Source organism: Prevotella sp. S7-1-8 (genome assembly GCF_000758925.1).
Lineage (GTDB): Bacteria > Bacteroidota > Bacteroidia > Bacteroidales > Bacteroidaceae > Prevotella.
This window is the reverse complement of sequence record NZ_JRNC01000101.1, coordinates 1-10,356: the sequence shown is the minus strand read 5'-3', so window position 1 is coordinate 10,356 and position 10,356 is coordinate 1. Positions and strand designations below refer to the sequence as shown.

Sequence of the window (10,356 nt, the reverse complement as noted above, 5' to 3'; positions counted from 1 at the left end):
TTGCTCTCGATGAGCAGCACTATCGTGCCTGTGAGTTCAGTGTAAAGACGGTCGTATTGCTCGTCAGAAGCAAATGTGTCCGTCAAACCGAACTTGTCGAATGTGGCTTGAATAGCCTTGTTCGACAACAGTATAGGTACGAGTTTCTCTGGGAGCGGTGTAGGCAGTTCCCTTTCAAACTCGTTTTCCAATACAGATACAAGCGTGTCATACTTGGAAAAATGTAAGCCATAATACAAAACCTCGTTTGCCATGCTCTCCGCTTCGGGGTGAGTGAAACCTTGCGCCACGGCATCGCAGTAAACTGTGAGAGCCATATCTGCCCGTGCAGTGATAAACTCCTTGTCTTTCAATCTCTCGGGGTGATGCTCACTCATATAACTTCTTAATTTCAATCGAAAATAGGAAAGTTCCAGCTTTTTGTTCTCTTTCATAATCGTTTGGTTTTCAATCGTGAATAATAAATGTTTGGTAATTACTTCCTTTTTATGCGTGTTGCAATGGCACGTTCTGCCGTGCTATCGACTCACAATAACCTTCAAATACAGTATGCTCCCTGTCTGTGAGTGCAGTCATATCCTCCTGTATCTTATGGTCGGTTATCTTTCCGTAGATTTGTGTCGTACCGATATTGCTGTGTCCGAGCATCTTGCTGAGCGTTTCCATCGAAATACCATTGGAAAGGCAAATCGTGGTTGAGAATGTGTGCCGAGCCATGTGAAAGGTCAAGCCCTTCTCTATCTGGCATATCTGCCCGATGTTCACACATGCAAAGGATGCTTTCCTTATTGTAAGATTGGGGAATATCAAGTCGTCCGCTTTCTTGTCCTTTATATAGAGCGAAAGGATTTGTTTGGCAATGGGCAGAAGTGGGATAATCGCTTCCACATTGGTTTTCTGCCTTTTGATTCGGATTTCCTCCGTGCCGTCTGCGTTACGGATGATATACTTTAGCCTGAGCCGTTGCATATCCACACGAGCCAGACCAGTAAAGGCGCAGAAAAGAAAGAGTTTCCTTGCCCGTTCGAACTGCTTGTCAATGATGGGTGTTTGCAGGACCCTCTGCAATTCCTCCGTAGTGAGATACCTGCGTGTGCGATGTGGCAGTTCTGCCTTGTAGTCCGCAAACGGATCGATACGGATATACTTCTTCTGCTGACCTATGCCGATGAGTTTTCTAAGGAAGATGACCGCTACCTGAATAGTGGCAAGAGAAAGGTTGCGCTCTGATTTGAGGTAGAAGTCCAGCCCTTCGATAAAACCATAGTCAAGCGATGAGTAGCGAATATCCTCCAGCCCTAAGCGTTCACGCAAATAAGCCTCAATGAGTTGTGTGGCATAGATGTAGTTGGCAAAGGTCGGCTTGGCTACCGTTATTCCTACGCAAGGACGCTTTTCCTCTATGAAAAGTCGTGCTTCCTCCATAAGAAAACCTTTGGGCTTGTCTTCTTCCATGAGTTCACGCTTCAGCAACTCAGCGGTAATATAGCCACGTTGCCAGACTAATTCTTGATACTTCGCTTTGACTTGTTCCTCTTTGGTTTGCAAATAGCGGTTAATTCCCTTTATCTCTTCACCTGTTCCTTTGCACCGTCCCTTACGACTGTCCCAGAGTTCGGGAGCGATTTCCTTTCCCGTGCTGTATTGCACCTGCTCACCGTCTATGGTGATGCGTCCCATAATCGGGCATTTGCCGTTCTTTTTCTCTTTGGAGCGGTTGATATAAAAGAGTGTCTTGAATGTACTTCGTGCCATAATGTCAAAGTTTTAAGGTGAATGTATCTTGTATTCGCTGCTGTATCGCTTGCATATCCCGATGGATTCTTTCGGAGGAAACCGCTGCATATACCTGTGTCGTTCTCAGGTTGGTGTGTCCGAGCATACGGCTTACCGTTTCAATAGGCACACCTGCCGAGAGCGTGATAAGCGACGCAAAGGTATGGCGAGCCATGTGGAAGGTTAGTGAAGTTTCCATGCCGATGTTTCGTTGTATGTAGTGCATACCATTGAGGACAATGTCGGTGGTCGGCACGTCAAAGACAAAGCCTGCCCTTATCCCTCTATAACGATTCATGATAGTCAGCGCAGGGGGAAGCACCTGTACACGATACGGGGTCTTGGTCTTCATGCGCCTGCCCTTGATGCAGAGTTTGCCTTCTTCAGTGACGATATTCTCCTCCCGAAGATTGCGGACATCTGAGATTGCCAGACCTGTGAAGCAGGAAAAGACAAAGAGATCACGGACAATGCGGTAGTTCTCCCACTCAATCTCCAAGTCGATGATGTGCTCAAGTTCTTCCTGCGTAATGCTTCTCGGTTCGCCTTTTGGTCGCTCGTAACTGTAGCCCAAGAACGGATAGAAGTCCAGCACACCTTTCTTTACCGCTATGCGGACAATGGTCTGCAAAGTAGACAAGGTACTCGATATGCTGCTGCGTTTCAGTCTGCGTTCGATGGTGAGATAATACTCGAATCCCTCGATAAATGCTTTATCCAACTGTGAAAGGGGTATATCGCTTACTTTATGCTTTTTCTGCACAAACTCACGGAGCAGGGAGAGTTGGTAGGTACGGAGTTTGAACGTCTTCAAGGCTCGGTCGATGCCTATGCGCTCCTTAGTCTGTGTAAGATACTCCCCGAAACTCTCCAAGAGCAGGGCTTGGCGGTGGATTTGTCCCTGATAGGCATCCCTCACGTCTGTGGCTGTGAAAGTTTCTTCCCTTTCACTGAGTTCGTGAAAGCGTGCGTGGATGAGTGCGGTGCATTCACCGAGTTTCTGATTGACGGACACCGCCATTGCACTCTTTCCAATGAGCCGTTGCTTACGGCTGTCCCAAAGAGCGAACGGAGTCTTACACTTGGTGGAGAAACCCGAATGGGTTCTGCCAACGGAGATGCGCCCAATGACAGGCACAAGTCCTTTCTTGTCGGTTCGTTTCGCCTGAACGAAGAACGATACTTTGAGTTTGTTTTCTTTCATTTTTCTGTCGTTTTTTCTAAATTTCCTTTGCTTGCAAAGGTACAGATGAACAAGTATTCTTGAGCGATGCAGAAAAATGAAAGATGAAGAATAAAAACCTATGACACAGTTGTTTACCTTCAATTCGTAACCCCTTTTTGCTTTTTCACGGGTGGGTTACGATTTGGTAACGGAACTCCTGCCGTTTGATGCTTCCTTTCGCCTAACTCGATAATAGCATAAAAATGCTAAATGATGATATTTCAAATAGTTACATTCCTTGCGTTTCCCCCTATTTCCCTTAATTCTTAATGACTGATTATGCCCGCAAGATGAGCCTTGATTTACGCATGATAGATGAAAATGCTTACTCAGATCATATCGACAACAAGGCAAGCCATTGTGCCAAGATGCTCAATGACTATTACCAAAAGTACGATGCACAGAAAGGGACGCAGTTCGTTTTCTCTGATTTAGGTACTTATAAGCCCGGTGGAGATTTCAATGTCTATTCGGAAATCAAGCGTAAGCTGGTAGAAGACTATCATATCCCGTCCTACGAGATACACTTCATTCAGGAGTGCAAGAACGAGAAGGCAAAGAAGGCGATGGTAGATGCTATGAACCGTGGGGATATCCGCATTATCTTCGGTTCTACCTCTATGTTGGGTACTGGTGTAAATGCCCAGCAGCGTGCCGTTGCGGTTCATCATTTGGACACGCCCTGGCGACCATCAGACTTAGAGCAACGCAACGGACGAGCCGTGCGCAAGGGAAATCTTGTCGCCAAGGAATTTGCGGATAACAAAGTTGATGTGATTATCTATGCCGTGGAACGTTCCTTGGATAGCTACAAGTTCAACCTGCTACATAACAAGCAGCTTTTCATCAATCAACTCAAGACAAACACGCTTGGCAGTCGCACCATCGATGAGGGTTCGATGGATGAGGACAGCGGCATGAACTTCTCCGAATACGTAGCAGTGCTTTCAGGCAATACCGACCTTTTGGAGAAAGCAAGATTGGATAAGAAGATTACCACCTTGGAATCAGAACGTAAGAACTTTCTCCGTGAGCGTGATGCCGCAACGGGCAAGTTGGCAGAGATTGACAGCTCCGTGTCCTTCCATACGGATAAAATCAAGGAGGCACAGTCTGATTTAGCTCTCTTTGAGAAGCGTGTGGAGCGTGATGATGAAGGTATACCTATAAATAAACTGACAATCAAAGGTGTGGAAGACTGTACTGACATCAAGACTATTGCTGCACGTTTACAGGAAATAGACGAAAAAGCTCGCACCAAAGGAGAGTACAACAAAATTGGCGAAATCTATGGTTTCTCCATTATGGTCAAGACAGAGAGTACTTCCAAGGACTTGTTCGACTGTTCGGTGAACCGCTTCTTTGTGAAAGGGCAGGAGAGTATTTACTATACTTATAATAACGGCAAGTTAGCAACAGACCAGAAACTCGCCTGTCAAAACTTCATTAACGCCTTGGAGCGTATTCCAAAGGTAATAGAGTCACATGAGAAGGAAATGGCAAAAGTTATGGTCAACAAAGACGTTTACACCAACATTGCTAACAGTTCTTGGAAGAAAGAAGAAGAACTTCGCTCACTTAAAAGTGAAGCTACTGAGTTGGATAGAAAGATTGCTCTTACCCTTGCACCGCCAGAGGAGGAAAAAGAGGAAACAGAAGAAATGGAGCAAGGAGAGGTTTTATCCAACCATTATCATTCTGGCGGAGTAAAGAACGAAAGCTATCTTGTCCAAGACAGAGAAGATAATAGCCGTTTACAGAGTTTCAGACCCAAATGGAGGCACTAAACACATGCCGAGAGGCTAAAAGTCAGACATCCGTATTGAATGTCTGACTTTTATCATTATACCTGCAAATAACCTTTTAGCTTATCTATTCCCTCTTTGTGCTTATCGAGAGTCTGTTTCTTAAGTTTACCTATATTCAGTAATTTCCATTGTACAGATGGATATTGGCTTAAATCACCTGCGCAACATTTCTCCCACTGTGGTGTTCCCTCCTCAAAAGAAACGAGGAATTCCTTGTCTGTATTTGTAAGGCAGTCATTTACCTTTTTAATAATGGATTCACGAGCTTGCTCATAGTCTGTATATGTAAATGGAATATCTGACATTCCCTTGAATTGGTTTTCAAGTGCCTCCTCTTGGTTTATGTTATTAGGAGACAAGGATTCCACGATAGGCTTGTCGCTTCCCAATAAACATAAGATGAGCCCGTCTTTTACGCTTTCAAGCGTTTGGTCTTTCATGTATTTGCAGTCAAACATGTCACGTGGATGCTGCCGGCTGAGGGCGGCTGCAATCTTCCCCCATAAAGTTGAGCATAAGGAACTATACGTGCCTTACAGCTGGCTTGAAACTCTTCCTTCGCTTTCGGACAGAGTTCCATAATTTCAACCTCTCCAAGTATGCCCCGCTTTGTACCATTTACCTCTATTTTCACCGTAGCACCATCATGCGTGCACTGCAATTTCCATATTTCGGATTTATGTACCACATGTATTCCGGGAATGGCACGTTCTATACTTGTTTTCAGTTCTCCAAGATGTTGATTTATCTTTTCTAAACTTGCTGTACGTGGCTCTATCGGAATATAGGTAAGGTCAATATCAACCGAGTAACGCGGCATATTCTGGTGGAACAAGTTAATAGCCGTACCTCCATGAACTGCAAAGTCCGTTATCTTGTAAACCAAAGGCATAATGCGTAGTAACAATGACACCTGCTTTTTATATTGTTGATCATTCATAATCGTTTAATTCTTTTGGGATAATCATCTTATACTTGCTGATATATATACCAGATTTGACGAGTTGGAGTTTATGTGTCCCCAAATCTATTTTTGTAAGGTCTAAGTCTTCATACCAATAATGCCCCGCTTTCTCAGCCATATATAGAAACAGCCTCTTCATTTTGTAATGTTTTGTGGTTTCCAATAACGATTGGATGACATTCGGACGCAGAGTGGTCAACTGTTCCATTATATAAAATAGATCCATATAGTTATATTGGCGTGGTGTTAGCAGCAGACATTCCATAAAAGCCTGCTCAGGGGAGGATATAAGCAGCCTCCAGTCCAAGTATGTTAAAGTTGTTATCTGTGCACTGATAAACACCTCTGTCTTGAAAAACTTAAATTCACGGTCGAAAATGTCATGCTTCATCCATTGTGGCATTTTATCACTTGCCGTTGATACCATTAACAGGGGTTTGCCCATAGGAACATAATGGTTGAAGCCCCAAAGCTCCAAAGCAGAATGCGCTGCAACACGAAAACTCTTTCCTACCTGTTCGTTGAAGGACTGCAAAGCACCAAAAGCGGACAGCGTGTCGCCTGTGCGGTACATAACTCCCTTACATAGAGAGGATAACCAACCGGAAGAACGATATCTGCTCAACAACTGCCTGGAATAGCCATGCTCTACGAGCCATGTCGCAAACAACAATCCGTTCTTTTGCCCGGATTGAAGCATTTGGTTTATTTTTTTTCCTTTTAGTATACTCATAGTTTACTTGCTGTAATTAAAACCAACCGCAAAGGTACAAAAGACTTTGCTAATTACAGTTAACCGGTTGAATTATTTTCCCGAAAGTAAACTAATAGTTGACTTGCAGGATAATATTTCAACCATAGTGAGAAAAAAGAGGATGAAATAAAACATTAACATTTCCAGCATACTTGTATAGAACTGACTTCTACCAACCTTCTCGCTTCCGTACCATTTCATCTATCTCTTCCCGAAGGAAAAGCAATCGACCATTAGCCTTGAGATAGGGAATTTTTCCTGCCCACACCCAATTATAGATGGTCTTTTGTTCTACTTTGAGTATCTTGGATACATCTATGATATCCAGATATTCCGGTTTCAGGGGAGGATGGACGGTTGTGTCAACAGATTGATCCTGCAGGACAAGCAGGCGGTCGAGTTTATCCTCGACGCTTATCAGCTTGTCGAACAGGCGTTTTTGCCAAGTGTCTTCGGTTTTATAATCTATGTACGGCATAGTTCTCCTTTTTGATAGTTACCATTGGTATCTTGTGCCAAGATACGTTGTTCTTTCATATAGGCGATGTATTTCTTTGCAGTTCTGTCCTTGATTTCCATTTCGCGCATCAGAACCTCACAAAGTTCTTGGTAAGTGAGCTTGAAAGAATTTCGGAAGGCTTCTTTGACAACGGCAATGAGTTCATCAGTCTTGCGCTTTTCCTTGTCCTCTTTAGATTTCTCGCCACGATAGACGTGCATGTCCACAGCCTTATCCCAGCCGAAAAGCATCATCGGTACGTCCAACGGACTTCCGTCACGGACTTTCAATGCTTTTACGACCGAGTATTCGGGATTATCATCTTTCTCTATGGAGAGTATCCCTGCTGCCTTTCGTTGAAGTTCCGAGCCGATATGCCCACGGAGTTTGATTCCATTCGGTACGAAGTGTAGCACGCAGATGATACAGGTATTATAAATCCCAGCCAAGCGATAAAGCTCGTCCACAATGGCAATACTTTCCGTTTCATCGTTGGCAGAACGTATCAAGTCGGCTATTCCGTTAATCACCACGAGGTGGATGCCTCCATGCCTGTGATGGAACAAGTCCATACTCTCACGGATAAGGTTCAGTCTGTCCTTACGAGACAGAGAGGCAAGGTACAGAGAATGGCAAAACTCCGGTACTGCCGTCAAAGAAGCCCTACGCAGTGTCTTACCCAAGTTCTTGTGCAACTGTGCCTCGGACTGCTCCGTGTCATAGTGTAGGACCGCCAAGCCTTTGGGATTGGGGGTAATCTCTAATCCCAAGGTCTTCTCTATCGGCAATCGTTTTTCTCCCAACGCTCCGGCAAGGATGGCACCCACATAGTTGCTCTTGCCTGTCCCCTCACCTCCAGTAATGCAGAACAGGTTATCCTGTGTGCCGAGTGGCACACCGTTTACTGCTACTACTGATTTGGAAATGTCCGGTGGATTCTCATAATCAATCTCACAGGAACGTAACATCATCATGGTTTGGCTATATAGATCTGAGAACATCTTGGCAAGCAGCTCTTTCAGTTCCTTTGCCCCGTTGCCTAAGGCAAAGAAATCTGAAATGTCTTTTTCGGACTTCGTGCCACAGAGCGGAAGTGAAAGGTTCAAGACCTTGTATTCCGCCAGATGTTCAGACTGTTTATGTGCCTCCCGTACACCTGTTTCATCCGCATCATACAAGAGTATGATATGCCTAAAACGAAGCTGAAGGCTCTCAATGATACTTGTCGGTATCTGTGCCGTTTCACTGTTGAAGCAAATCGCATTGAAGCCGTGTGCATACAATGAGAGTACATCCTTTTCACCACCTGTAATGAAAAGCATATCTCCTTTGGCAGGAATCTGCTCCATTCCGAAGCAATACGTGGCAGGCATCCGTCCACCATAAAGAAAGCGGATTTTTGGACTGTGAGGTCGGTATATCTTTACATAGCCGTTTCCGATATAGGCAAACATAGGTTCCGTAGGTGAGCTATAAAGTTCAAACTTCTTGCCTTCAGCAGATACACTTTCATAGCGTTTAAGACTCCGTACACGAAAGCGACGGAGTGTATCCTCATGGATGCCATAATGTGCCCAATAGTTCAGCAGACTATCGTCAAATGGCTGTATCTCAAAACAATATGGACGTTCTTCCGTACACTTGTTCATATCAGCCTTAGGAGTGGGAACAATAGTTTTTTTATATGCTGACGTGATATGGCTGCTATGCTTTTCACCATCACATAAAGAATACAATCCAAGTTCTTGTACTATCGTTTCCAATACTTCGGGAAAACTTGTTTTCAGGTTCAAATTACGGAGGGTTGCCACAAACCAGAAGCAATCCCCAGAATAGGTGGTATCTCCATGATCATAGAATTTGTAAGAAGAAGTTTTCCTGTCGTAGTAGATATGGCAGGAAGCCCGCCTGTCATCATAGAAAGGACTTCGGAAGTTGCGATGAAGGTTTACCTCAAAGCCAAGGAAATGTGAAAACACATTCAAACCTCCTTGTGTAAGTAAAAGAATCTGTTCCTTTTCTATCATAATTGTCGGTTTTTAGGATTAAGACATGAACTCATGATGAGATTGTCCTTGAAACGGTTGAGCCGCCCAAGAACCTCATCGTTTCTCATACCTGATATGCGGAGTCGGTTACACTTCGTGGCTATCACGATAGACTTGAAGAAGTAGCGTACATCGCCACCCTCCGTGTAGCGATACCGTACCAACTGCTTCTTGCGCCAGCGGTAAAGGGTGGACTCTGAAACATTCAGAGTCCCGATAAGGTCTTTGGTTGTCATCTCCAGCTCGTCATCTATATCTTGGATAAGATGAGAAGTACGCTCAACATACTGCTCTATTCGGTTGAGCCTGTCTATCAGTTCCTGATAGGCTTGGCTTTCTACTGCGATTATTTCCATCTTTTCAACTTGGTGCTTTTAATTGTTATATCCATCCCAGAATTCGCAAGGTATTGCATAAGAGAGTTGTAGGCTTCTTTTGTATACACCTCAACGTGTACTTCTGCAATAGGTATGGGAAGATCTTGTCCATTACTTGCGAGATATGCAAACATCTCATAAACATTTATCTCCAAAACAGTCGCATAGTTTACTATTTGGAGAAAGTCCATTGTAATCTGACCAGACTCCCATCGGGATATTGTGCTTTCATCAACTCCCAATTTCTCAGCTATATACGCCTGTTTTAGATGTTTGTTCAATCTCTCATTTCGAAGAAATTCCAGTAACTCTTTCATAAACATAAAGTTATAGAAACATCTTGGCACGAGCAACCCGTCACACGCAAGTTTATGCACCCTCTGCAAGTCGTCATGCACCAGATGCAATTTTTTGTTTGGTGGCGGATGCAAAGGGTTTCTATATCAAGCATAAGATAAATATAGTAAACTTATATAGAAATAAATAATAACATAATTCACCTTTTATTAGTGATAAAGCTATAAAAGGTCACCAATATCAGGCAGTCACACACAAGTCCTCCAGTGCAAGGTGCAAGTCCCTTTATATATAAGGGCTTGCACCTTGCACTGGAATGTGTAGCAGTAAAATCTCTAAATATTTATGGTACAAAGATTTGGAGGTCAGTACAATTTTATATACCTTTGTACCCAAGAAAAGAGAGCTGTTGTGCTTTCAAAAGGTAGTCAGAATAGTAGTCACTAAGCAGTCAAAATACTGCTACAAAAATGCTACACTACCGATTTGTCAAAATTGATAGGACATTTAATTACAACGAGTTAGCAGAGTTTGGTTCACAAACCTCTCTCTCCGCAATCGCATTAAGCGCAAATCCCTAAGTTACAATAACTTAGGGATTTTTTTTG

The 10,356-nt window shown here is 43.7% G+C and carries 9 protein-coding genes and 1 pseudogene; 1 reads left to right on the top strand and 9 read right to left on the bottom strand.

Features of this window, described 5'->3' with window-relative positions:
• The 3 genes from HMPREF1640_RS11770 to HMPREF1640_RS11760 all read right to left on the bottom strand — a co-directional run.
• The coding region (locus HMPREF1640_RS11770; RefSeq protein WP_036895074.1) for a DUF1896 domain-containing protein at positions 1–434 on the bottom strand (434 nt) is incomplete at its 3' end.
• A 52-nt stretch (positions 435–486) separates the two neighbouring features.
• Positions 487–1,755 (bottom strand): site-specific integrase, encoded by a 1,269-nt coding sequence (locus tag HMPREF1640_RS11765; protein WP_036895072.1) that lies wholly within the window; start codon positions 1,753–1,755, stop codon positions 487–489.
• 4 nt (positions 1,756–1,759) lie between these two features.
• Positions 1,760–2,980 (bottom strand): site-specific integrase, encoded by a 1,221-nt coding sequence (locus HMPREF1640_RS11760; RefSeq protein WP_036895071.1) that lies wholly within the window; start codon positions 2,978–2,980, stop codon positions 1,760–1,762.
• A gap of 290 nt (positions 2,981–3,270) precedes the next feature.
• Between HMPREF1640_RS11760 and HMPREF1640_RS11755 the strand changes: the two genes are divergently transcribed.
• A complete protein-coding gene (locus HMPREF1640_RS11755) occupies positions 3,271–4,788 on the top strand; it encodes a helicase C-terminal domain-containing protein (RefSeq protein WP_036895069.1) in 1,518 nt (505 codons plus the stop codon).
• 56 nt (positions 4,789–4,844) lie between these two features.
• Here HMPREF1640_RS11755 and HMPREF1640_RS11750 read toward each other — a convergent pair.
• The 6 genes and pseudogenes from HMPREF1640_RS11750 to HMPREF1640_RS11725 all read right to left on the bottom strand — a co-directional run bounded on the left by HMPREF1640_RS11750 (position 4,845) and on the right by HMPREF1640_RS11725 (position 9,768).
• Positions 4,845–5,749, bottom strand: a pseudogene (locus HMPREF1640_RS11750) (nucleotidyl transferase AbiEii/AbiGii toxin family protein).
• On the bottom strand, positions 5,742–6,506 hold the full coding sequence (locus HMPREF1640_RS11745; RefSeq protein WP_036895066.1) for a type IV toxin-antitoxin system AbiEi family antitoxin domain-containing protein: 765 nt from the start codon (positions 6,504–6,506) through the stop codon (positions 5,742–5,744). Before HMPREF1640_RS11745 ends, HMPREF1640_RS11750 begins: the two are co-directional and overlap by 8 nt.
• A 190-nt stretch (positions 6,507–6,696) precedes the next feature.
• The gene (locus HMPREF1640_RS11740) at positions 6,697–7,005 is read right to left on the bottom strand and encodes a helix-turn-helix domain-containing protein (RefSeq protein WP_036895064.1); all 309 of its coding nucleotides are present in this window, start codon (positions 7,003–7,005) and stop codon (positions 6,697–6,699) included.
• Positions 6,993–9,053 carry a bifunctional DNA primase/helicase gene (locus HMPREF1640_RS11735; RefSeq protein ID WP_036895062.1) on the bottom strand — a complete coding sequence of 687 codons (2,061 nt, stop codon included), beginning with the start codon at positions 9,051–9,053 and terminating at the stop codon, positions 6,993–6,995. The genes HMPREF1640_RS11740 and HMPREF1640_RS11735 overlap by 13 nt, the downstream gene beginning before the upstream one ends.
• The gene (locus HMPREF1640_RS11730) at positions 9,050–9,430 is read right to left on the bottom strand and encodes a MerR family transcriptional regulator (RefSeq protein WP_036895060.1); all 381 of its coding nucleotides are present in this window, start codon (positions 9,428–9,430) and stop codon (positions 9,050–9,052) included. The genes HMPREF1640_RS11735 and HMPREF1640_RS11730 overlap by 4 nt, the downstream gene beginning before the upstream one ends.
• Positions 9,421–9,768, bottom strand: coding sequence for a helix-turn-helix domain-containing protein (locus HMPREF1640_RS11725; RefSeq protein ID WP_036895076.1), 348 nt, complete (start codon positions 9,766–9,768; stop codon positions 9,421–9,423). Before HMPREF1640_RS11725 ends, HMPREF1640_RS11730 begins: the two co-directional genes overlap by 10 nt.
• Positions 9,769–10,356: the final 588 nt, after the last annotated feature.